The sequence below is a fragment of the Citrobacter freundii complex sp. CFNIH9 genome, from assembly GCF_002903305.1.
In the GTDB taxonomy this organism is placed as follows: Bacteria; Pseudomonadota; Gammaproteobacteria; order Enterobacterales; family Enterobacteriaceae; genus Citrobacter; species Citrobacter portucalensis.
Genome location: NZ_CP026238.1, coordinates 2576307 through 2598824, shown reverse-complemented (window position 1 = coordinate 2598824; position 22518 = coordinate 2576307). Strand labels below are relative to the sequence as shown.

General features: G+C 52.2%; 20 protein-coding genes. 15 read left to right on the top strand and 5 right to left on the bottom strand.

What is annotated here, in order from left to right; translation table 11 throughout:
• Positions 1 to 32: 32 nt before the first annotated feature.
• Entirely contained in the window at positions 33 to 1022 is a 990-nt protein-coding gene (locus tag C2U43_RS13145; RefSeq protein ID WP_003833196.1) for a 2-hydroxyacid dehydrogenase, read from the bottom strand.
• A gap of 616 nt (positions 1023 to 1638) precedes the next feature.
• Here C2U43_RS13145 and C2U43_RS13135 point away from each other — a divergent pair.
• From C2U43_RS13135 to C2U43_RS13090, 10 genes are all read left to right on the top strand, one after another.
• Positions 1639 to 4278, top strand: coding sequence for a YdbH family protein (locus tag C2U43_RS13135; RefSeq protein ID WP_103285277.1), 2640 nt, complete (start codon positions 1639 to 1641; stop codon positions 4276 to 4278).
• Entirely contained in the window at positions 4275 to 4466 is a 192-nt protein-coding gene (locus tag C2U43_RS13130) for a YnbE family lipoprotein (protein ID WP_008784882.1), read from the top strand. The genes C2U43_RS13135 and C2U43_RS13130 overlap by 4 nt, the downstream gene beginning before the upstream one ends.
• A 7-nt stretch (positions 4467 to 4473) precedes the next feature.
• The gene (locus C2U43_RS13125) at positions 4474 to 4800 is read left to right on the top strand and encodes a YdbL family protein (RefSeq protein ID WP_103285276.1); all 327 of its coding nucleotides are present in this window, start codon (positions 4474 to 4476) and stop codon (positions 4798 to 4800) included.
• A 107-nt stretch (positions 4801 to 4907) separates the two neighbouring features.
• Positions 4908 to 5513: a CDP-alcohol phosphatidyltransferase family protein gene (locus C2U43_RS13120; RefSeq protein WP_103285275.1), complete on the top strand. Its 606-nt coding sequence runs from the start codon at positions 4908 to 4910 to the stop codon at positions 5511 to 5513.
• Positions 5510 to 6427, top strand: coding sequence for a phosphatidate cytidylyltransferase (locus C2U43_RS13115; RefSeq protein WP_103285274.1), 918 nt, complete (start codon positions 5510 to 5512; stop codon positions 6425 to 6427). Before C2U43_RS13120 ends, C2U43_RS13115 begins: the two co-directional genes overlap by 4 nt.
• Positions 6428 to 6430: 3 nt before the next feature.
• Positions 6431 to 7072 (top strand): lysophospholipid acyltransferase family protein, encoded by a 642-nt coding sequence (locus C2U43_RS13110; RefSeq protein WP_103285273.1) that lies wholly within the window; start codon positions 6431 to 6433, stop codon positions 7070 to 7072.
• Positions 7065 to 8825: a bifunctional alpha/beta hydrolase/class I SAM-dependent methyltransferase gene (locus tag C2U43_RS13105; protein WP_103285272.1), complete on the top strand. Its 1761-nt coding sequence runs from the start codon at positions 7065 to 7067 to the stop codon at positions 8823 to 8825. Before C2U43_RS13110 ends, C2U43_RS13105 begins: the two co-directional genes overlap by 8 nt.
• Entirely contained in the window at positions 8815 to 10119 is a 1305-nt protein-coding gene (locus tag C2U43_RS13100) for a phosphatase PAP2/dual specificity phosphatase family protein (protein ID WP_233899537.1), read from the top strand. Before C2U43_RS13105 ends, C2U43_RS13100 begins: the two co-directional genes overlap by 11 nt.
• A complete protein-coding gene (locus tag C2U43_RS13095; RefSeq protein WP_103285271.1) occupies positions 10095 to 10496 on the top strand; it encodes a hypothetical protein in 402 nt (133 codons plus the stop codon). The genes C2U43_RS13100 and C2U43_RS13095 overlap by 25 nt, the downstream gene beginning before the upstream one ends.
• Before the next feature lie 98 nt (positions 10497 to 10594).
• Complete coding sequence (locus C2U43_RS13090; protein ID WP_008784880.1) at positions 10595 to 10786, top strand: hypothetical protein; 192 nt, start codon at positions 10595 to 10597, stop codon at positions 10784 to 10786.
• A gap of 43 nt (positions 10787 to 10829) precedes the next feature.
• Here C2U43_RS13090 and azoR read toward each other — a convergent pair whose 3' ends face one another.
• The gene (gene azoR / locus C2U43_RS13085) at positions 10830 to 11435 is read right to left on the bottom strand and encodes an FMN-dependent NADH-azoreductase (RefSeq protein ID WP_003020341.1); all 606 of its coding nucleotides are present in this window, start codon (positions 11433 to 11435) and stop codon (positions 10830 to 10832) included.
• A gap of 201 nt (positions 11436 to 11636) precedes the next feature.
• Here azoR and hrpA point away from each other — a divergent pair, with 201 nt between their 5' ends.
• From hrpA to aldA, 3 genes are all read left to right on the top strand, one after another.
• A complete protein-coding gene (gene hrpA / locus C2U43_RS13080; RefSeq protein ID WP_103285270.1) occupies positions 11637 to 15539 on the top strand; it encodes an ATP-dependent RNA helicase HrpA in 3903 nt (1300 codons plus the stop codon).
• Between the two features lie 85 nt (positions 15540 to 15624).
• A complete protein-coding gene (locus tag C2U43_RS13075) occupies positions 15625 to 16416 on the top strand; it encodes a YdcF family protein (protein ID WP_103285269.1) in 792 nt (263 codons plus the stop codon).
• Between the two features lie 199 nt (positions 16417 to 16615).
• Positions 16616 to 18055 carry an aldehyde dehydrogenase gene (gene aldA, locus C2U43_RS13070; RefSeq protein WP_103285268.1) on the top strand — a complete coding sequence of 480 codons (1440 nt, stop codon included), beginning with the start codon at positions 16616 to 16618 and terminating at the stop codon, positions 18053 to 18055.
• 41 nt (positions 18056 to 18096) lie between these two features.
• Here aldA and C2U43_RS13065 read toward each other — a convergent pair whose 3' ends face one another.
• Positions 18097 to 19023, bottom strand: coding sequence for an alpha/beta hydrolase (locus tag C2U43_RS13065; protein ID WP_103285267.1), 927 nt, complete (start codon positions 19021 to 19023; stop codon positions 18097 to 18099).
• 126 nt (positions 19024 to 19149) lie between these two features.
• Positions 19150 to 20151 (bottom strand): type I glyceraldehyde-3-phosphate dehydrogenase, encoded by a 1002-nt coding sequence (gap, locus tag C2U43_RS13060; RefSeq protein ID WP_032943550.1) that lies wholly within the window; start codon positions 20149 to 20151, stop codon positions 19150 to 19152.
• A 189-nt stretch (positions 20152 to 20340) separates the two neighbouring features.
• On the opposite strand from gap, the gene cybB reads away from it, so the two are divergent.
• Positions 20341 to 20871, top strand: a complete 531-nt coding sequence (gene cybB, locus C2U43_RS13055) for a cytochrome b561 (RefSeq protein ID WP_008784870.1) — start codon at positions 20341 to 20343, stop codon at positions 20869 to 20871.
• A 38-nt stretch (positions 20872 to 20909) separates the two neighbouring features.
• Here the strand turns inward: cybB and C2U43_RS13050 are convergent, their stop codons facing one another.
• Positions 20910 to 21836, bottom strand: coding sequence for a DMT family transporter (locus C2U43_RS13050; protein ID WP_079934082.1), 927 nt, complete (start codon positions 21834 to 21836; stop codon positions 20910 to 20912).
• Positions 21837 to 22096: 260 nt separating this feature from the next.
• Between C2U43_RS13050 and C2U43_RS13045 the strand changes: the two genes are divergently transcribed.
• Entirely contained in the window at positions 22097 to 22516 is a 420-nt protein-coding gene (locus C2U43_RS13045; RefSeq protein ID WP_032943548.1) for a translesion error-prone DNA polymerase V autoproteolytic subunit, read from the top strand.
• Positions 22517 to 22518: the final 2 nt, after the last annotated feature.

Below are 22518 nucleotides of genomic sequence, written 5' to 3'. Positions count from 1 at the left end.
AATGCTCCCCTGACGCCAGGGGAGCACAGGAATTAGAAGAGGGCGTTTGGACAGGTCTCGCCTTTGGAGATTTGGGCCAGATTCTGTAGCGTAGTCTCAGAAATACTGGTCAACGCTTCAGCTGTCAGGAATGCCTGATGTCCGGTGAACAACACGTTATGACAGGCTGACAGACGACGGAATACATCATCCTGAATGACGTCATTGGATTTATCTTCAAAGAACAGATCGCGTTCGTTCTCATACACGTCCATACCCAGAGAACCAATTTTCTGGTTTTTCAGCGCATCGATAGCGGCTTGTGAGTCGATCAATGCACCACGACTGGTGTTAATGACCATCACGCCGTTTTTCATCTGTTCAAAGGCTTCGTGATTGAGCAGATGATAATTCTCCGGTGTTAACGGGCAGTGCAGAGAGATGACATCTGACTCGGCAAACAGCGTTTTAAGATCGACATATTCAACGCCTAGCTCCAGCGCAGCAGCGCTCGGGTAAGGATCGAACGCCAGCAGACGCATACCAAAACCTTTCAGGATCCGCAGTGCAGCAATACCGATTTTACCGGTACCGATCACCCCAGCGGTTTTGCCATACATAGTAAAACCGGTCAGCCCCTCAAGAGAGAAATTGGCATCACGGGTACGCTGGTAGGCGCGGTGAATTCGGCGATTCAGCGTCATCATCATGCCAATCGCATGCTCAGCGACGGCCTCTGGTGAATAAGCTGGAACACGCACCACCTGCAGACCCAGCTCTTTTGCTGCGTCGAGATCGACGTTATTGAACCCGGCACAACGCAGCGCAATGTATTTCACGCCATGCTTTTTCAGTTCTTCCAGAACGGGGCGGCTGCCATCGTCGTTGACGAAAATGCACACAGCTTCACAGCCATGGGCGGTTTTCGCTGTTTTTTCCGTCAACAGAAAGTCAAAGAATTCAAGTTCAAAACCAAAAGCCTCGTTAACCTGCTGCAGATACTTCTTGTCGTACTGTTTTGTACTATAGATGGCGAGTTTCATAAGACTTTCTCCAGTGATTTTGACGTCACATTAATCCAATTCAAATTATTTTACAAAATCTAAAAAGTTATTGATAGTCATAGGCGTAATGAATAATTTCAGCGTATCTGTTGTTAGTGTGGGCAGGTTACACAATTTCAACAACTGGATATTTTTCTATCCAACTCAACACCCGAATATCGCGGCAGGTAAAAAGCCAGCCGAATCACATCCGGACAGCTACGCTTATACAGGTAGCAATTATCGGGAGGGGTTATGCTGACTCACTCTGAAGCAAAACGATGGGCCACTCTAATGCTCAAGGCGGCATTATGCGATGGTATGAAACCTGATGAGATTTCCCGGCAGGTACATCTGGTCTGCGATCATCATGGTAGGGAGTGCCTCGAAGAACTCATTGAGGAAATTCTGATAGAAGCAGGTCGTATCGGACCTAAACATAGCGATGGACAACTGAGGCCTCATTGAGTCTGAATCTTAATATCCCCGACGGCACGTGTAACAGCGTGCCTATAAATCGGTTATCTATCCTTAATGTGGGCATATCCAGTTAAACATGCCACAATACAGGCCTAAACCGGCTTAAATTTTTGCTAAATCAGGATATTAACTACCCATGAAGGGTAAATATAAAGCCGTTCTGGCACTCCTCTTATTATTGATTCTCGTGCCGCTGACGCTAGTGATGACGCTTGGCCTGTGGGTGCCTACGTTGGTGGGTATCTGGTTACCCGTTGGAACACGCATCGCGCTGGATGAGAGCCCGCGGCTGACACGGCATGGGTTGCATATACCTGAACTCCGCTATCTTGTTGAAGATTGCCCACTAGCACGCATCACTCAGGCGGATCTGTCTCACCCCAGCCGCTGGTCGCTGAATGTCGGGACCATTGAGTTGGATTCAGCTTGCCTGGCCAAATTGCCGCAGGCAGAGCCGTCGCCAGCAGCGCCTAAAACGCTGGCTGAATGGCAGTCAATGCTGCCCAATACCTGGATTAACATCGACAAACTTATTCTTTCTCCATGGCAGGAATGGCAGGGAAAACTGTCACTCTCGCTCACTCCCGCTACTCAACAGCTGCGTTACCAGGGTGAAAAAGTTAAATTTCAGGGGCGTTTGCACGGGCAAAACCTCACGGTAACGGAGCTGGATGTTGCGGCATTTGAAGGCCAGCCGCCGGTAAGACTGGTCGGTGAATTTACTATGCCACTGGTGCCCGATGGACTACCGGTAAGCGGTCATGCGGTTGCGACGTTAAGTCTGCCGCAAGAGCCTACGCTTGTGGACGCCGAACTGGAGTGGCAAGAAAACAGCGGACAACTGATCGTCATGGCGCGTGATAATGCCGATCCGCTGCTTGACCTTCCGTGGGAAATAACACGCCAGCAACTGACCATCAGCGACGGACGCTGGAACTGGCCTTATCAGGGATTCCCCTTAAGCGGGCGGTTGGGCATAAAAGTTGAAAACTGGCAGGCCGGACTGGAAAACGCGGTGGTGAGCGGGCGTCTGAACGTTCTGACGCATGGCGACGCCGGTAAAGGAAATGCCGTATTAACGCTGGGGCCGGGTAAGCTTGGCATGGATAGTAGCGAGATGCCGCTACAGTTGACCGGTGAAGCGAAACAGGGCGATCTGATCTTCTACGCGAAATTGCCCGCCAGACTTAGCGGAAGTCTGAACGATCCACAATTGGCTTTTGAGCCAGGAGCGCTGCTGCGCTCACGTGGGAGGGTGATTGATTCGCTGGATATTGACGAGATTCGCTGGCCGCTGGCAGGCGTAAAAGTCACGCAACGTGGTGTGGATGGGCGTCTGCAGGCTATTTTACGTGCGCATGAAAACCAGATGGGGGGCTTTGAACTGCATCTGGATGGCCTGGCAAATGATTTTCTTCCTGATGCCGGTCGTTGGCAGTGGCGATATTGGGGGGAAGGCAGCTTTACGCCGATGCATGCCCGTTGGGACGTAGCGGGTAAGGGAGAATGGCATGACAACACCCTGAAGCTATTTGATCTTTCTACCGGATTTGATCATCTGCAATACGGCACGATGAAGGTGGAAAATCCGCGTCTGGTGATGGACGAACCGATAGTTTGGGTGCGGGATGCAACCAAACCGACATTTAGCGGCGCGCTGTCGCTGGACGCAGGAAACACCACCTTCACCGGGGGAAGCGTGTTACCACCATCGACGCTGAAGTTCAGCGTGGAAGGTAGCGATCCGACAATTTTCCAGTTCAAAGGCCAGCTTCACGCGGGGGCGATTGGGCCCGTACAGCTGAATGGTCGTTGGGACGGTATCCGTCTGCGCGGACAGGCATGGTGGCCAAAACAATCGCTCACCGTATTCCAACCTCTGGTTCCACCTGACTGGAAAATGAAGCTACGTGAAGGTGATCTGTATGCGCAAGTCGCGTTTTCGGCAGCCCCGGAGCAGGGCTTTGAAGCAGGCGGTCATGGGGTGTTAAAAGGCGGTAGCGCCTGGATGCCCGATAACCAAATCAACGGTGTCGATTTTGTATTGCCTTTCCGGTTCAGTGAAGGCGCATGGCAACTGGGTACGCGTGGACCTATTTCACTGCGTATTGCGGAAGTGGTGAATCAGGTGACGGTGAAGAATATCGCCGCCGATCTGCAGGGGGCGTACCCCTGGAGTGAAAACAACCCGTTACTGTTGAGCGATGTCAGTGCCGACCTGCTGGGTGGCAAAATCATCATGCAGCAACTGCGGATGCCGCAGCACGACCCGGCCTTATTGCGGGTGCAGAATATCTCTTCCAGCGAGCTTATCAGTGCAGTTAACCCCAAACAGTTCGCCATGTCTGGCCCGGTCAGTGGCGCGTTGCCATTATGGCTGGATAACGAAAAATGGATCATTAAAGACGGCTGGTTGACTAATCCAGGACCGATGACGTTGCGTATTGATAAGGACACAGCGGATGCGGTCGTCAAAGATAACATGGCGGCGGGGGCGGCCATTAACTGGCTGCGTTATATGGAAATAAGCCATTCGTGGACGAAAATAAATCTGGATAACTTCGGTGTCTTAACCATGCAGTCAACCGTGACTGGCAATAGTCGGGTAGATGGCAAAGTAGGTACGGTTAATTTGAATTATACCCACGAGGAAAACGTCTTTACGCTATGGCGCAGTTTGCGTTTTGGCGACAATTTACAGGCATGGCTTGAACAAAATGCAGCGCTGCCGGAAACCCATTGCCCGGAAGGCAAGGAATGTGAGGAACAACAATGAAAACGATAGCTGCCATGCTGGGTCTGCTGACTTCATCTCTGCTGGTAGGGTGTACTCCCAGAATCGAAGTGGCTGCGCCAAAAGAGCCCATCACCATTAATATGAACGTCAAAATCGAGCATGAGATCCATATCAAAGTTGATAAAGACGTCGAAAGTTTATTGAAATCGCGCAGCGATTTGTTCTGAGGTCATGATGAGAAAACAGTTTGCAGTGGCGCTGGTCGTCCTGAGTTTACTCAGCAGCAATACGTGGGCATTGACCCTGAATGAAGCCAGAACTCAGGGGCGAGTAGGGGAAACGCTCAATGGCTATCTGGTTGCATTGAAAACCGATGCCGAAACGCAGGCGCTGGTGAGTGAGATTAATAAAGCGCGCAACGCCAGCTATCAGCAACTGGCTGAGAGCAATAATATTCCTCCAGATGAAGTGGCAAAAATGGCCGGGCAAAAGCTGGTTGCTCGTGCTAAACCGGGTGAATACGTCCAGGGTATAAATGGTAAGTGGCTGAAAAAACAATAGAGTATTTTTATATGCTCGATTTATTTAGTTACTCCCATAAAAAGTAATAGGCGGCAACGATTAATTAATCCACTATATTTAAATCAACAAATTATCAAGGAGTGATGATGACGCTTTATCAGATAAAGCCCGCCTTTCAGGCGCTTTTGCGGCCTCTCATGTTCTGGTTACATAAAAAAGGCGTCACAGCGAATCACGTTACTCTTGCCGCGATGGTGCTTTCTTTTGTGACCGGTGCAGTGCTGGTTATTTTCCCCCAACCTGAATTTTTTGTTCTCCTGCCCATCGTGTTGTTCATACGGATGGCGCTCAATGCACTGGACGGCATGTTGGCCCGGGAATGCAACCAACAATCGCGACTTGGGGCCATTCTTAATGAAATCGGAGACATTCTTTCCGACATTGCGCTTTACCTGCCGTTTATGCTGCTCCCCGACAGTAACGTATTACTGGTTTTGGTGATGCTGTTATGTGCGGTGATGACGGAGTTTTGCGGCGTCCTGGCACAAACGATTAATGGCGTCCGCAGCTATGCCGGACCGCTGGGTAAAAGCGACAGAGCGTTGGTATTTGGCGCGTGGGGTTTGGCGCTGGCGCTGTGGCCGCAGGTTGCGCAGTGGAACAATGTGCTCTGGGGTATTGCTACGCTCTTACTGCTATGGACGGTGATTAATCGCTGTAAAAGTGCATTGCGTGAAGAGGCCGTGAAATGATGCTTTTAGAGAGGTCTCTCGCGGTCATTTTTGCGCTGCTGTTGGTTGCAACGGTGGTGAATGGATTACTGGTGTGGCGACGACCGGGCAAAGACTGGCGGGAACTGACGTTGCGCATTCGCACCTGGTGGGTAATCATCGTCTTGTTTTCTCTGGCTATTTTAAGTCCACACTGGCTAGCGTTAACCTTTTTTGCGCTGGTGAGTTTTATGGCGCTAAAGGAATTTTTGACGCTGGCGCCGTCGCGCCAAACCGATCGCATGCCGCTGTTGTGGATGTTCATCGCTATTCCGATTAACTACTGGCTGATTGGCATCAACTGGTACGGCATGTTTGTCGTTTTTATCCCGGTCTATGCATTCTTATTCTTACCTGTTCGTATGGTGATTGCGGGTGATACGCAGGGCTTCTTACGTTTTGCCTCGCAGCATCACTGGAGCCTGATGACCACCGTATTTGCGTTCAGCCATGTCGCGTTTTTGCTGGTACTGCCTGATGATGGCAAACAAACCGGCGCATTGCTGGTGCTCTTCCTGGTAGGTTTAACAGAATTCAACGATATTGCGCAGTACCTGTGGGGAAAATCGATTGGGCGTATGAAGGTTATGCCTAAGGTTAGCCCTAACAAGACGCTGGCGGGATTGATCGGCGGCGTGGCAACGACTACGCTGATGGCGGCACTGCTTGGGCCTGTGATGACGCCATTAAACTTACCGCTGTCGCTGCTGGCGGGTTTTATTATCGGTCTCAGCGGTTTTTGTGGCGATGTGGTGATGTCGGCAATAAAACGTGATATCGGCGTGAAGGACAGCGGAACACTGTTGCCAGGCCACGGCGGTATTCTTGATCGACTGGATTCTCTGATCTTCACCGCCCCCGTTTTTTTCCACTTCATCCGCTACTTTTGCTACTAACTTATGATGAGCTCAATTTTGCGAACGCTGTTTACGCTTTGCATTGTCTGGCCAGTGATATGGCTGTGGCTTGGGCTGCGTATCAGGCATCGGGATCGTCTGCCCATTCGAGGCCCCGCGATTATTGTCGCTAATCACAACAGCCATATGGACGTGTTTGCACTCCTTTCGCTCTTTCCGCTGCGCCGCCAGGCGTCCATTCATCCGGTGGCTGCTGCTGATTATTTCCTGCGTAATAAGGCGATGGCCTGGTTTGCGCTGAATATTCTCAACATTATTCCCATTTCGCGTAAGGGCGGAGAAACCAATCCGTTGGCGCAGTGTGAACAGGCATTACGCGACGGCAAGATCCTAATCCTCTTCCCTGAAGGGACGCGCGGTGAGCCGGGAAAACTGTCACCGCTGAAATCCGGGTTATGGCATCTGAGCCAGCGAGTGCCGGACGTGCCGATTATTCCCGTCTGGCTACGTGGGACGGAACACGTAATGGCTAAAGGGAATCGTATACCGCTGCCGTTGTTTATTGACGTCAATATTGGCAGAGCATTGCGTTTTCATGATGATAAACACCGCTTCATGGACGAACTCAGGCAGCAGCTGTTGCTGCTACAGCAACAAACCACAGGAATGCAGCCACATGAATAATATACGCGTGCCAGACGAGCGACATTTTTTGACCAGCGATAACACCGTGCTGTTTTATCGTCACTGGCCTGCGCCTGCGCCAGGCATGACACCCAAAGTGATTGTTCTGTTCCATCGTGGACACGAACATTCCGGGCGGCTGCAGCATATTGTGGATGAACTGGCGATGCCAGACACCGTATTTTATGCCTGGGATGCACGTGGTCACGGGCACTCGCCGGGTCAGCGTGGTTATAGCCCCTCGCTGGCGCGCTCGGTGCAGGATGTTGAAGAATTCGTACGTTTCGCCGCAGCAGACAGCCAGGCCGCAATGGAAGATGTGGTCGTCGTAGCCCAAAGCGTAGGCGCGGTACTGGCTGCAACCTGGGCACATGACTATGCGCCTGATATTCGTGGACTGGTGCTGGCGTCACCGGCTTTCAAAGTAAAATTGTATGTGCCGTTTGCCCGCCAGGGGCTAACGTTACTGCACCGGCTACGTGGCCTGTTTTTCGTTAATTCTTATGTTAAAGGCAAATACCTGACGCACGATGTTGATCGCGTGGCCAGCTTTAACCTTGATACTCAGATCACCCGTGCCATTGCGGTGAACATCCTGTTGGATCTCTACAAAACGGCAGAGCGAATTGTCAGCGATGCCGCTGCTATTACGTTACCTGTGCAGTTGCTGGTGTCCGGGGATGATTTTGTTGTGCATCGCCAGCCGCAGATTGATTTTTATCAGCGCCTGAGGAATCCCCTGAAAGAATTGCACGTGCTGCCGGGTTTTTACCACGACACGTTGGGTGAAAAAGATCGGTACCTGGCATTCGATAAAATGCGCGATTTTATTACGACGCTCTATGCTACGCCGGTGCAGCGTTTTGATTACGGTAACGAAGACCGCTGGAGCCCGGGTGCGGATACCTGGCGGATGCTCAATGGCGGACCTGCGCCGTATTCTCTTGAAGATCTTGCGTACCGCGGTTTGCGCTATGGCATGAAGCTTCTGGGGACGCAATCTACGGGTGTACGTCTGGGGTTTGACACCGGTTTTGATTCCGGCAGTACGCTGGATTATGTCTATCGCAACCAGCCTCAGGGTAGCAGTGCGCTGGGGCGTTTAATTGACAAGAACTACCTGAACAATGTCGGCTGGCAGGGGATCCGCCAGCGTAAGGTTCATTTGCAGATGCTGATTAGCCAGGCAGTCGCTCAGTTGGCGGAGCAGGGCACGCCGGTGCATGTGGTGGATATTGCTGCCGGACATGGACGCTATGTACTCGATGCGCTGGAAGGCGAACCGGCGGTAAGTTCAATTTTATTGCGCGATTACAGTGAGCTGAACGTGAATAAAGGTCGCGAAATGATCGCCAGCAGAGGCATGACTGACATTGCGCACTTTGAACAAGGGGATGCCTTCAACCGCGAACAATTGGCAGCGCTGGAACCTTGTCCCACATTAGGGATTGTCTCCGGTTTGTACGAACTCTTTCCTGACAACACGCTGGTCAAAAACTCTTTGGCCGGGTTGGCAGAGGCGATAGCGCCGGGGGGCGTGTTGATCTATACCGGGCAACCCTGGCATCCACAGCTAAAAACGATCGCCTGGTCGCTGACCAGCCATAAAGATGGTAAAGCGTGGGTGATGCGCGTACGTACGCAGGGGGAAATGGATGCGCTGGTTCGTGACGCGGGCTTTGAGAAGTGTACACAGCTGATTGATGAATGGGGTATCTTCACCGTTTCTATGGCGGTGCGTCGTGCCTCCTGAGCAGCGTAAAGTCATGGTTCAGGCAGCAGGTTGGTTACTGCTGCTGGCACCGTTTTTTTTCCTTACGTATGGCAAGGTAAATCAGTTTACCGCCTGGCAAGACGCACAATATCAGAACGTTGGAAGTATCGTTTTTGACTGGGAGTCGGCCATTCCTTTTATTCCGTGGACCATTCTTCCTTACTGGAGCCTGGATCTGTTTTACGGATTATCTCTGTTTGTTTGCACCACGCGTTTCGAACAGCGTCGACTGGTGCTCCGGCTGGTACTGGCATCGGTGATTGCCTGCGGTGGTTTTTTACTGTTTCCGTTGCAGTTTAGTTTTACGCGTCCCGAGGTGGCGGGGGCGGCGGGTTGGCTGTTTGCGCAACTGGAGCAGTTCGATCTACCTTATAACCAGTCGCCATCACTGCATATTATTCTCTGCTGGCTGCTGTGGCGGCATTTCAGTCGCTATCTGTCAGGCGGTTGGCGCAGGCTCTTTGATAGCTGGTTTTTGCTGATTGCTATCTCTGTTCTTACCACCTGGCAACACCATTTTATAGATATTATTACCGGACTGGCAGCAGGAATGCTGATTGACTGGATGGTTCCGGAACAACGCCGCTGGCGCTGGTGTAAACCGGATGTAGCGCGCATGAGGTTGATGCGGCGATACCTGGCAGGGGCGGCAGTATGCTTCATTTCAGCAGTGTTGCTGACACCATGGTTGTTATGGCCTGCGCTGGCGTTGTTGATCGCCGGGTGCGGCTACGCTGGATTCGGTGCAGCAACGACGGCGAAAGATTCGCATGGCCGACTCCCTCCCGCTGTTTACTGGCTGTCATTGCCGTGGCGAGCAGGAATGTGGCTGTCGATGCGTTGGTTTACCCGCCGTTTGCCTGCGGTAAGTTCGGTGGCACCTGGCGTGTATCTCGGTAGTTTTCCGCGCCAGGAGCCAGCACAACATGCGGTACTTGACGTGACCTTTGAGTTTCCTCGTGGACGGGCGACGGCCTTGCGAACGTATCACTGCGTACCAATGCTGGATTTAGTGATCCCGAATGAAACTGAACTTCAGCAGGCGGTGAGCAGTCTGGAGACCCTGCGTGAGACACAGGGCACGGTGTTGGTGCACTGTGCTTTAGGACTATCGCGTAGTGCGATGGTGATTGCGGCGTGGCTGTTGCGCCATGGCCATGCAACCACGGTAGAGCAGGCCGTGGCACAGATCCGTGCGTGCCGCCCACAGGTGGTGCTGACTGATAAACATCTGGAGATGCTGCAACAATGGCAACGGAAAGTGACAACGTAACAGATGGTGAGGCGCTTCGGCATGACTTGTTGCGAAACACGCTGGCAAGCTGGCGCTTCATCCTGCTTTTTTCCCTCCCGCCGATGGTGTGGGTGCTCTTTGTCGCACCGCCAGGCGTCCTGCGTGCCATTATCGCGCTGCTGTGCGCCATTGTCTGTTTTGGCTGCTGGCGATTATGGCTCGATGAGCGCTATTTTTCGCTAATCACTGCACATAACAATGTGCAGGCAGGCGATGCGCTGTGCTTTATCTGGCGTCGTGAGCGTCTGAAAACGCTAACGTTGGCCGAGCGCCAGTCCGGCGCATTGCAACAGTGTCGGCATACGCTCTGCCTGGCAGCTATTCTGTGGGCTGTCTGGCTGGTACTGCTTGTGTAGCATTCATCTGGATTATTCATCGACATCGCAATAGTTGCCACACGGCATAAAATGGATGCTGATATAGTCCAACACCGGTCGCGTCGTAGGGTGAAATCATGTGGCTTCTCAAGTGGTATGTCTGGAATCGTTGGGTATTCAAGCTGTTAAGCCGGGATGTCGCGGAGCCTGAACAGTTTTTGCTTCATTGTTGGGAAGAGAATCTGGCGAAATGCAGGGATTATGCAACCATCTGGCGTGATATCAATCGCATTCACGGCAAACAGATACAAATGCAGGGAAAGAAGTAAGTGTCGGAGAAACCCTCCCACCGGATGGTGAGAGGGGGAATTATCAGGCAGCTACCACGCTGTCGATAGCGGCTTTCGCATCAGACTGTGCTTTAGACGCTACTTCCGGGCCGTAAGCAATACCTTCAGCAAAGACGACATTCACGTCGGTGATGCCGATAAAGCCCAGGAATACGTTCAGGTACGGCGTGATCAGGTCGGTTGGTGTGTCTTTATGGATACCACCACGGCTGGTCAGCACCACCGCGCGTTTACCTGTCACCAGACCTTCCGGGCCTTTCTCGGTATAACGGAAAGTCACACCTGCACGGGCAATCAGGTCAAAGTAGTTTTTCAGCTGCGTTGGGATGTTGAAGTTGTACATCGGCGCGGCGATAACAATCACATCATGCGCTTTCAGCTCAGCAATCAGCTCATCGGACAGCGCCAGCGCTTCTTGCTGACGCGGCGTCAGCGGTGTATCGCTCGGGCGCATCGCACCCACCAGTTCGCCATCCAGTACCGGTACAGGATTTGCAGCCAGGTCGCGGACAGTGATTTCATCAGCAGAGTGCTTTTCACGCCACTGTTCAACAAAATAATCAGACAACTGACCAGACTGAGAGTACCCTGCCAGAATACTGGATTTAAGAACTAATACCTTGCTCATGGGTGTTTCCTTTTATGTGTTTGAAGGGGTAGTGCCCCGTTGCTTGTTGACACTTTATTCACAATCCTGTCGCAGTGATAGCGCAATATATCGAATCCTATGTTCGAAATTATTGAACAACACATGAAAAGCGCCGATGTGGTACTCTATACCCATCATCTAAAAGAGATTTAACCCGGCAGAGCACTGCCTTTTAACGCTATGACAGAACAACAAAAATTAACCTTCAACATGTTGCAGCAACAGCTGGACTCACTGATGCTGCGTGACAGACAGCGTTTTGCCCGCCGCCTGCACGGTGTGAAGAAGGTTAAAAATCCTGATGCACAACAGGCCATTTACCAGGAGATGGCAAAAGAGATTGAACTGGCAGCCGGTAAAGTTGTGCTGCGTGAAGCGGCGCGTCCGGAAATTAGCTACCCGGAAAACCTGCCCGTCAGCCAGAAAAAACAGGATATTCTGGAGGCTATTCGCGACCATCAGGTGGTGATTGTCGCCGGTGAGACCGGTTCGGGGAAAACCACCCAGTTACCCAAAATATGTATGGAACTGGGGCGCGGGGTAAAAGGGCTGATAGGCCATACCCAGCCGCGCCGTCTGGCGGCGCGCACCGTGGCGAACCGTATTGCGGAAGAGCTGCAGACTGAGCCGGGCGGCTGTATCGGTTATAAGGTTCGTTTCAGCGATCATGTCAGTGATAACACCATGGTCAAGCTGATGACGGACGGTATCCTGCTGGCAGAAATCCAACAGGATCGGCTGCTAATGCAGTACGACACCATCATCATCGATGAAGCGCATGAACGCAGTCTGAATATCGATTTTCTGCTCGGCTATCTGAAAGAACTTCTACCGCGTCGCCCGGATCTAAAAATTATCATCACTTCGGCGACCATCGATCCTGAACGTTTTTCAAAGCATTTCAATAACGCGCCGATTATCGAAGTCTCCGGCCGAACGTATCCGGTGGAAGTGCGCTATCGTCCAATTGTTGAAGATGCAGATGACACTGAGCGTGACCAGCTGCAGGCAATTTTTGATGCCGTAGATGAACTGGGGCGTGAAGGGCCAGGCGATATTCTGATCTTCATGAGCGGCGAACGTGAAATTCGCGATACCGCCGATGCGCTGAATAAGCTGGATTTGCGCCATACCGAAGTGCTACCGCTGTATGCGCGTCTTTCAAACAGCGAACAGAACCGCGTGTTTCAGTCGCACAGCGGTCGCCGTATCGTGCTGGCGACCAACGTGGCGGAAACGTCGCTGACCGTTCCGGGAATCAAATACGTAATTGACCCGGGCACCGCGCGTATCAGCCGTTACAGTTACCGCACCAAAGTTCAGCGCTTGCCGATTGAACCGGTGTCGCAGGCCTCTGCTAACCAGCGTAAAGGTCGCTGCGGTCGTGTTTCGGAAGGGATCTGTATTCGTCTGTATTCCGAAGATGATTTCCTGTCGCGCCCGGAGTTTACCGACCCGGAGATCCTGCGTACCAACCTGGCATCCGTTATTTTGCAGATGACCGCGTTGGGGCTGGGCGATATCGCGGCGTTCCCGTTTGTTGAAGCGCCGGATAAGCGCAATATTCAGGACGGTGTACGCCTGCTCGAAGAGTTGGGGGCGATAACCACCGACGAACAGGCAACTGCATACAAGTTAACGCCGTTGGGCCGTCAGCTGTCGCAACTTCCGGTAGACCCACGGCTGGCGCGAATGGTGCTGGAAGCACAAAAACATGGTTGTGTGCGCGAAGCGATGATCATCACCTCAGCGCTGTCCATTCAGGATCCGCGCGAGCGCCCGATGGACAAGCAGCAAGCTTCCGACGAGAAGCACCGCCGCTTCCATGACAAAGAGTCTGATTTTCTTGCATTTGTGAACCTGTGGAACTATCTCGGCGAGCAGCAAAAAGCGCTGTCGTCAAACCAGTTCCGTCGCCAGTGCAAACTTGATTTTCTGAACTACCTGCGCGTGCGTGAGTGGCAGGATATCTACACGCAACTGCGCCAGGTGGTGAAAGAGCTGGGTATTCCGGTCAACAGCGAACCTGCTGAATATAGGGAGATCCACGTCGCGTTGCTGACCGGTTTACTGTCGCACATCGGGATGAAAGATACCGATAAGCAGGAGTTTACCGGGGCGCGTAACGCTCGCTTCTCGATCTTCCCGGGTTCAGGTTTATTCAAAAAACCGCCGAAGTGGACGATGGTCGCGGAGCTGGTGGAAACCAGCCGACTGTGGGGACGCATTGCCGCGCGTATCGATCCCGAATGGGTGGAGCCGGTAGCCCAGCATCTGATCAAACGTTCATACAGTGAACCGCACTGGGAACGCGCGCAGGGTGCTGTGATGGCGACAGAAAAAGTCACTGTCTACGGCTTACCGATTGTTGCGGCCCGTAAGGTAAATTACAGCCAGATCGATCCCGCGTTGTCGCGTGAACTGTTCATTCGTCATGCGCTGGTGGAAGGCGACTGGCAAACGCGCCATGCGTTTTTCCGTGACAATCTGAAGTTACGGGCTGAAGTGGAAGAGTTAGAGCACAAATCACGCCGTCGCGACATTCTGGTCGATGATGAGACGCTGTTTGAGTTTTACGACCAACGCATCAGCCATGACGTGGTTTCTGCTCGTCACTTTGATAGCTGGTGGAAAAAGGTCAACCGTGAAACACCGGATCTGCTCAACTTTGAAAAGAGCATGCTCATCAAAGAGGGTGCGGAGAAAATCAGTAAGCTGGATTATCCGAACTTCTGGCATCAGGGTAACCTTAAGCTGCGCCTGAGCTACCAGTTCGAACCTGGAGCCGATGCGGACGGTGTGACCGTACATATTCCACTCCCGCTGCTTAATCAGATCGAAGAGAGCGGTTTTGAATGGCAAATCCCGGGGCTGCGCCGCGAACTGGTGATTGCCCTGATTAAGTCGTTACCAAAACCGGTACGACGCAACTTTGTGCCCGCGCCGAACTATGCGGAAGCGTTTTTAGGCCGCGTCACACCGCTGGAACTGCCGCTGCTGGACTCGCTGGAGCGTGAACTGCGCCGCATGACCGGCGTTACCGTTGACCGTGAAGACTGGCACTGGGATCAGGTGCCCGATCACCTAAAAATCACCTTCCGGGTGGTGGATGATAAAAATAAGAAGCTACAGGAAGGGCGTTCGCTGCAAGATTTGAAGGATGCGCTGAAGGGTAAAGTTCAGGAAACATTGTCTGCGGTGGCCGATGACGGCATCGAACAGAGCGGGTTGCACATCTGGAGCTTCGGTCAGCTTCCGGAAAGTTACGAACAAAAACGCGGTAACTATAAGGTGAAAGCGTGGCCGGCGCTGGTCGATGAGCGTGACAGCGTTGCCATCAAACTGTTTGATAATCCGTTGGAACAACAGCAGGCGATGTGGTGCGGTTTACGCCGCCTGTTGCTGCTGAATATTCCTTCGCCAATCAAATATTTGCACGAGAAGCTGCCCAATAAAGCCAAGCTGGGGCTGTACTTTAACCCATACGGTAAAGTTCTGGATTTGATTGACGACTGTATCTCCTGCGGTGTGGATCAGTTAATTGACGCCAACGGTGGCCCGGTGTGGACTGAAGAAGGCTTTACCGCGCTGCATGAGAAAGTGCGGGCTGAACTGAACGATACGGTGGTGGAGATTGCGAAGCAGGTCGAACAGATCCTGACCGCAGTGTTTAATATCAACAAACGTCTGAAAGGGCGCGTGGATATGACCATGGCGCTGGGTCTCGCGGATATCAAATCGCAAATGGGCGGACTGGTGTATCGCGGGTTTGTTACCGGCAATGGTTTCAAACGTCTGGGCGATACGTTGCGTTATTTGCAGGCTATTGAAAAACGTCTGGAAAAACTGGCTATCGATCCGCACCGTGACCGTGCACAGATGCTGAAAGTGGACAGTGTGCAGCAGGCCTGGCAGCAGTGGTTCAATAAACTGCCTCCCGCGCGCCGTCAAGATGCCGATGTCAAAGAGATCCGCTGGATGATAGAAGAGCTGCGCGTCAGCTATTTTGCCCAGCAGTTTGGTACGCCGTATCCGATCTCCGATAAACGTATTCTGCAGGCGATGGAGCAGATTTCGGGATAAATCGGTGCAGGGCCGTAGGCCGGATGAGGTGTAGCCGCCATCCGGCATCTGTACCCGGTAAAGATAAACACCAGGAGTCATCAATATGAATCAGTTTCCGACACTTTCCGCAACCACCCTTGCGGCTATCAATACCGTAGGGCGATGGCTGGCGCAGAATGATTTTACGGGGAATATCACCGTTCAGTCAGATTGCGTGATTCTGGCAGGGAACGCGGTTATTCCGACCATCGACGCCGCCTGTCGGATCGCGAAAGAGCAACAGGTTCCCTTGCTGATTAGCGGTGGTATCGGTCATTCCACGCGCTTTCTGTATGATGCGATTGCCCAGCATCCGCGTTATAACATCATTCGTACTACCGGACGCGCGGAAGCGGCGATCCTTGCCGATATTGCTCACCAGTTCTGGCAAATTCCGGGTGAGAAAATTTGGGTGGAAGATCAGTCGACAAACTGCGGTGAGAATGCCCGGTTTAGCTGTGCATTACTGAATCAGGCGGCAGAAAGTATTCATACCGTCATAGTGGTGCAGGATCCCACTATGCAACGCCGCACAATGGCCACGTTTCAGCGCGTCACCCGCGATGAGTCGCATGCGCCGCGCTGGTTGAGTTTCCCTGGTTTCATTCCTGAACTGGCCCAACAGCACAACGGCGTGGATTTTGTGCCTGCCGCAGAAGGTCTGTGGTCGGTAGAACGCTACCTTTCTCTCATTACCGGTGAACTTCCGCGCCTGCGTGATGATGCAACCGGCTACGGGCCCTGTGGACACGATTTTATCGTACATGTTGATATACCCCAGGACGTCGAGCAAGCCTGGCAGCAGCTAAAAAATGATACCGCGTTGACCGACTTACTGGAGAGCCGTTCTCTGTAATTCTTGCTGCCCGTTTGTCGGCGTTTTACGGTAAACGGGCAGAAATCCCACCTGGTTTTTCTCTTTATTCTTACTTTTCCAGACGCTTTTATGAAGCAGTTCACAGAACCGCCACTCCAGCGATAATGCGTCATGCATGATTGATATTAATTAACAATAGTTTTACTTGTTAAAAACAAATCAGTCACAGGAGAGCCGCATGTCAGTACCCGTACAACATCCTATGTATATCGATGGGCAGTTTGTGACCTGGCACGATGACGCCTGGATTGATGTCGTCAATCCGGCCACGGAAGAGATTATCTCGCGAATTCCCGATGGGCGTGCCGAAGATGCGCGTAAAGCGATCGATGCCACGGATCGCGCTCAGCCGCATTGGGAAGCGTTGCCTGCCATTGAACGGGCAAACTGGTTACGCAAAATTTCTGCAGGTATCCGCCAGCGAGCCGATGAAATCAGCGCGTTGATTGTGGCGGAAGGTGGAAAAATTCAACAACTGGCTGACGTTGAAGTCGCGTTTACCGCCGACTATATCGATTACATGGCGGAGTGGGCGCGTCGCTATGAAGGCGAGATCCTGCAAAGCGATCGTCCGGGTGAGAATATCCTGCTGTTTAAGCGTGCACTGGGCGTGACGACGGGCATTCTGCCGTGGAACTTCCCGTTTTTCCTGATTGCCCGCAAACTGGCTCCCGCCTTGCTGACGGGAAATACCATCGTCGTTAAGCCGAGTGAATTCACACCGAATAACGCCATCGCCTTTGCCAAAATTGTTGATGACATTGGTTTACCGCGCGGGGTCTTTAACCTGGTGCTGGGACGCGGTGAAACGGTCGGGCAGGAGCTGGCCGGAAACCCGAAGGTCGCCATGGTGAGTATGACCGGTAGCGTCGGTGCGGGTGAGAAAATTATGGCCGCAGCGGCCAAAAACATCACCAAAGTTTGTCTGGAGTTGGGTGGTAAAGCTCCAGCTATCGTGATGGACGATGCTGACCTTGAGCTGGCGGTGAAGGCTATTGTTGACTCGCGGGTGATCAATACCGGACAGGTATGCAACTGTGCAGAGCGCGTATACGTTCAGAAAGGTATCTATGACCAGTTCGTTAATCGTCTGGGTGAGGCGATGAAAGCCGTGCAGTTTGGCAATCCGGCCGAACGCAATGACATTGCGATGGGGCCGCTGATTAATGCCGCTGCGCTGGCGCGTGTAGAGCAAAAAGTCGAGCGAGCGGTGCAGGAAGGCGCCCGTGTGGTGCTGGGTGGTAAAGCCGTTGCCGGTAAAGGTTATTACTATCCGCCGACGTTACTGTTAGACGTGCGCCAGGATATGGCGATTATGCACGAGGAGACGTTTGGTCCGGTGCTGCCGGTGGTGGCATTTGATACGCTGGAACAGGCGCTGACGATGGCCAATGACAGCGACTACGGACTGACCTCATCGATCTATACGCAGAATCTGAATACGGCAATGAAGGCGATTAAGGGGCTGAAGTTTGGCGAAACCTATATTAATCGCGAAAACTTCGAGGCGATGCAGGGCTTCCACGCTGGCTGGCGCAAGTCCGGGATTGGCGGGGCAGATGGTAAACACGGTCTGAATGAATACCTGCAAACACAGGTAGTGTATTTGCAGTCTTAAGTTTTTCGCCGGGTGAGCCTGTACGCCACCCGGCGCAATTCTCACATTTTGGTGGCGATCCAGTTCATCATCATTTCCGGCCAGATGGCCAGCGGTAACCCTTGCGCATCGCGAATACCAAACCCGTGCTTACCGCGTTCAAACAGATGCATTTCGACCGGAACACCCAGCCCACGTAGAGAATTAAAGAAAACTAGGCTGTTTTCTACTTTCACCGCCGGATCGTCGATGGCGTGTAGCAGGAACGTCGGCGGCGTTGTGCTATCCACTCGCTCTTCCAGAGAATAGTGGCGCAGATCTTCCTTTTCGGGCGTAGCGCCAACCAGCTCAAGACGAGAGCCCGGGTGGCCGATGTCTTCACGCAGAGTAATCACCGGGTAGACCAACGCCATGAACGCAGGACGCGTTGGTTGCTCGTCTATGCTATCAATCGGTGTATAAACCGGTTCGGCAAACCGGGTTCCCAGGCTGGCGGCCACGTGACCACCGGAAGAAAAGCCCAACACACCGATACGATCAGGGTTAATTTTCCATTCATGGGCGTTGGCGCGAATGTAGCGCATGGCGCGCTGGGCATCGGCCAGCGGCGCGTTTGCACCTTCCTCATGGCCATCACCCGGCATGCGGTAGGTCATCACAAACAGGGTATAACCGCGGGCGTTAAAGAATGGTGCCAGTACGCTGCCTTCTTTATCCATCACCACGCGACGGTAAGAACCTCCCGGTGTAACAAGGATCCCTACGCCGTTAGGTTTTTCGGGGGCATAAACGGTAATTTCCGGGGCACGAATACCGGTGACCGCACGATCATACTGAGATGTTCCTGTATGTCGGGGTTCAGGCGTAAACACCGCATCGCTGTTTTTTGCTCCGGGGGCTTCACTCTGCGGCCAGAATGAGACGGTGGTTGCGTGGGCAACGGCTTGCTCCATCATGTTTTCTAACGTTTCACGACTCAGTGCTTCCATTACTATGCTCCCTCAGTGGCAAAGGTTAGCTATAGCACAGTCAGTGAATCGAAAACGGGGAGAGACTCACAACGTATTGAATTCGCGGGAAATGAAAGAGGGCGGAGGCAGGCCTCCGCCAGAACATTAGAGCTTGATAAATTTATCCAGCGTACGAATAAGCTGGGTGACAAAACCGTATTCGTTATCGTACCAGGCGACGGTTTTTACCAGCTGCAGATCGCCAACTTCGGTAATCTCGGTTTGTGTTGAATCAAATACCGAACCGAAATGCGAGCCAATGACATCTGACGAGACGATTTCCTCGTCGGTATAACCAAACGACTCATTATTTTGCGTGGCTTTTTTCAGCGCGTTGTTGACCTCTTCAGCAGTGACTTTTTTCCCCAATATCGATACCAGTTCCGTGACAGATCCTGTTTTCACCGGAACACGCTGGGCATGGCCTTTTAATTTTCCGCTCAACGCCGGAATAACCAGACCAATGGCCTTGGCGGCACCAGTGGTATGGGGAATGATGTTCTCTGCTGCTGCCCGCGAGGCGCGCAGATCTTTCCCGCGTGGACCATCAACCAGCGACTGCGTTCCCGTGTAGGCGTGGATGGTGGTCATAGTGCCAAGCTGAATACCGAAGCTATCGTGCAGCGCTTTCGCCATCGGTGCCAGGCAGTTGGTGGTGCACGATGCGACCGAGATAATCCGATCGTTCGCATCCATTGTGTCGTCGTTGACGTTAAAGACAATGGTCTTCATGTCGCCAGCCGGGGCGGATATCAGCACTTTTTTGGCACCTGCATCCAGGTGTGCGTTGGCTTTTTCTGTCGAGGTATAAAAACCGGTGCATTCGATGATTATCTCAGCGCCAGTGGTTTTCCACGGGATATTTTTGGCCTCTTTTTCTGCGTAGACTGCGATTTTTTTACCGTCGACAATCAGCGCGTCTTCGGTAAAGTCGATGCTCCAGGGAAACGGGCCGTAGTTTGAATCGTGCTTTAACAGATAGGCGAGAATTTTGGGCGAGGTGAGGTCATTAATGGCCACAACCTCCACGTTGCTTTTGACTTCCAGTAGCCGACGCAATACCAGACGACCGATACGACCAAAACCGTTAATGCCAATTTTACTCATGGTTTTCTCCTGTCAGGATGAGGCGGTACGACATATTTTCCTTACCAGGCTTAGTCCAGACAGGCATCCTCGGCAATAGCGGTTCTTGCGGTTAAGCGTAAGCGACTGAAAATGGGTGAACAAAAGTTAATGAATTTTTAACAAAAGCCCGTTATGTTGACGCATTATTGTTTTTATTCAGGAAGTGTTATGGGGAATAAGTATTCTGGCCTGCAAATCGGTATTCACTGGCTGGTCTTTTTGTTAGTTATTGTGGCCTATAGCGCCATGGAGTTTCGCGGATTTTTCCCGCGCAGCTATCGTCCCTTATTCAACATGGTGCACGTATCCTGTGGTATCACGATATTAACGCTGATGGTGGCGCGTCTGCTGGTCAGGCTGAAATATCCGGCACCGCCGATTGTGCCAAAACCAAAGCCAATGATGACCGGCATGGCGCATCTGGGGCATCTGGTTATCTATCTGTTGTTTATTGTACTGCCTATTATTGGGCTGGTGATGATGTACAACCGGGGTAATCCGTGGATTGCATTCGGCATCGTTATGCCGCATGCGGCAGAGGCTAACTTTGATTTAGTGGATATGCTGAAGTCCTGGCACGTGACGCTGGCAAACCTGGGTTATTTTGTTATTGGTCTGCATGCCGTTGCCGCCCTGATGCATCACTATTTCTGGAAGGATAATACGCTATTGCGCATGATGCCGCGTAAACGCTCCTGAGGTAACGCCCCGCAAATGCGGGGCATTTTTTTAGCCGATTAATTTTCGCAGGATGGTGCTTTTCGTACGCTTTGAACCTGGGAGACGCGTTTTTTCAGGCTGACGATAGCCAGCGCAACAACAATCAGCACAATACCGCAACCTTCAACAACGCCAGGCTCTTCACCCAGCAACCACCAGGAAAACAGAACGCCACAGACAGGTACCGCCAGCGTACTTAAGCTGGCAATACTGGCTGGTAAGTTACGCAACACAAACAGCCATAAACTCCATGCCAGCGCCGTCGCCAGCACGGCGCTATAAGCTAATGCCCAGAAAACGACAGGTTGCCAGTCTGGATCTCGCTGTGGAACCAGCCAGGCCACCAGGCTCATCACCAGCGCGGCATACAGCATCTGCCATGCGGTCAGCGCTAACAGATCGATATTCGGATGGCGGGTATACATTCGCTTGGCGACAATCGCGCTGGCCCCCCAACTGATCCCAGAAAGGATCGCCAGTAGCGCGCTCTGCATTGAGGCAAAGTTCAGTTGCCATGGCTGTAAAACCAGCAATAATCCCGCAGCTGCCACGGCAATGGCGAAATACTGTAAACGCCGCATGCGTTCACCGAGGAAAATGGCGGCCATAATCACCACCCAGAATGGCATGGTATAACTCAGTATGGCTACTTTACCTGCGCCGCCGCTGACTAGCGCCCATTGTGATAATCCAACCATGCCGCATGTTTGTAGTAAGGCGATCGCTAACGTATAGCCGAAAGGTGTCGGGCGCATTCCTCGGCCACGCAGTAACAGAACGATGAATAACAATAATGCGCCAAAAGAACAGCGTAGTGCGGTGAAGTCGAACGCGCCGATGTAGTGCGTGACCTGTTTCATCGCGATCCAGCTGTAGCTCCAGATGAGCGTTAAGGTGATGAGGCCGCCAATGGCCAGCGGATGACTTTTCCCTGCGGTGGTCATAATGTGTCCGTTTTAATGATTTTAGTACGCCACTATACGCGCTTTCAGGGCGCCGTAGTCGTTATCATTCCGGCTGAGTACATGTCGCGAAAATTTGTACTTTCTTCTGTGGAATAAAACCGAAAATTATTTTTCCAGATAGCATAAACGCTTACCGGCAAGATGATTAAACAACGCTCAGTTCGCCACGTCTGTCACTTGATCACTGTCCTCATTAAAACTACTGTATATAAATACAGTTACATGAGAGGCAGATTATTATGTTGTTTTTCCAGCCAGTAGAACATCGCGAAATCAAACAATTCCCGCTATTTAGCGATCTCGTGCCCTGCGGTTTTCCTTCTCCGGCGCAGGATTACGTTGAGAAACGTATCGATCTTAACGACCTGTTGGTGCAGCATCCCAGCGCAACCTATTTTGTTAAATCGTCTGGCGACTCCATGATGGGGGCAGGGATCGGTGCTGGCGACTTGCTGGTAGTCGACAGTGCCAGAAAAGCGGCCCACGGAGACATTGTGATTGCTGCTATTGAAGGCGAATTCACCGTTAAGCGCCTGCAATTGCATCCGGTGGTGATGTTGAAGCCAGAGAACAGCGCCTACGCGCCGATCATGATCGGCAGCGAGGACACACTGGATATATTTGGTGTGGTGACATTTATCATTAAATCCGCGGGCTGATT

What these genes read in the sequence shown, in the direction of transcription:
- C2U43_RS13105 (WP_103285272.1), top strand. Translation starts at nt 7,065, where the DNA reads ATGAATAATATACGCGTGCCAGACGAGCGACATTTTTTGACCAGCGAT.
- C2U43_RS13145 (WP_003833196.1), bottom strand. Translation starts at nt 1,022, where the DNA reads ATGAAACTCGCCATCTATAGTACAAAACAGTACGACAAGAAGTATCTG.
- C2U43_RS13135 (WP_103285277.1), top strand. Translation starts at nt 1,639, where the DNA reads ATGAAGGGTAAATATAAAGCCGTTCTGGCACTCCTCTTATTATTGATT.
- gap (WP_032943550.1), bottom strand. Translation starts at nt 20,151, where the DNA reads ATGAGTAAAATTGGCATTAACGGTTTTGGTCGTATCGGTCGTCTGGTA.
- C2U43_RS13065 (WP_103285267.1), bottom strand. Translation starts at nt 19,023, where the DNA reads ATGGAAGCACTGAGTCGTGAAACGTTAGAAAACATGATGGAGCAAGCC.
- azoR (WP_003020341.1), bottom strand. Translation starts at nt 11,435, where the DNA reads ATGAGCAAGGTATTAGTTCTTAAATCCAGTATTCTGGCAGGGTACTCT.
- C2U43_RS13130 (WP_008784882.1), top strand. Translation starts at nt 4,275, where the DNA reads ATGAAAACGATAGCTGCCATGCTGGGTCTGCTGACTTCATCTCTGCTG.
- aldA (WP_103285268.1), top strand. Translation starts at nt 16,616, where the DNA reads ATGTCAGTACCCGTACAACATCCTATGTATATCGATGGGCAGTTTGTG.
- C2U43_RS13110 (WP_103285273.1), top strand. Translation starts at nt 6,431, where the DNA reads ATGATGAGCTCAATTTTGCGAACGCTGTTTACGCTTTGCATTGTCTGG.
- C2U43_RS13125 (WP_103285276.1), top strand. Translation starts at nt 4,474, where the DNA reads ATGAGAAAACAGTTTGCAGTGGCGCTGGTCGTCCTGAGTTTACTCAGC.
- cybB (WP_008784870.1), top strand. Translation starts at nt 20,341, where the DNA reads ATGGGGAATAAGTATTCTGGCCTGCAAATCGGTATTCACTGGCTGGTC.
- C2U43_RS13075 (WP_103285269.1), top strand. Translation starts at nt 15,625, where the DNA reads ATGAATCAGTTTCCGACACTTTCCGCAACCACCCTTGCGGCTATCAAT.
- C2U43_RS13090 (WP_008784880.1), top strand. Translation starts at nt 10,595, where the DNA reads ATGTGGCTTCTCAAGTGGTATGTCTGGAATCGTTGGGTATTCAAGCTG.
- C2U43_RS13115 (WP_103285274.1), top strand. Translation starts at nt 5,510, where the DNA reads ATGATGCTTTTAGAGAGGTCTCTCGCGGTCATTTTTGCGCTGCTGTTG.
- C2U43_RS13050 (WP_079934082.1), bottom strand. Translation starts at nt 21,836, where the DNA reads ATGACCACCGCAGGGAAAAGTCATCCGCTGGCCATTGGCGGCCTCATC.
- hrpA (WP_103285270.1), top strand. Translation starts at nt 11,637, where the DNA reads ATGACAGAACAACAAAAATTAACCTTCAACATGTTGCAGCAACAGCTG.
- C2U43_RS13120 (WP_103285275.1), top strand. Translation starts at nt 4,908, where the DNA reads ATGACGCTTTATCAGATAAAGCCCGCCTTTCAGGCGCTTTTGCGGCCT.
- C2U43_RS13045 (WP_032943548.1), top strand. Translation starts at nt 22,097, where the DNA reads ATGTTGTTTTTCCAGCCAGTAGAACATCGCGAAATCAAACAATTCCCG.
- C2U43_RS13095 (WP_103285271.1), top strand. Translation starts at nt 10,095, where the DNA reads ATGGCAACGGAAAGTGACAACGTAACAGATGGTGAGGCGCTTCGGCAT.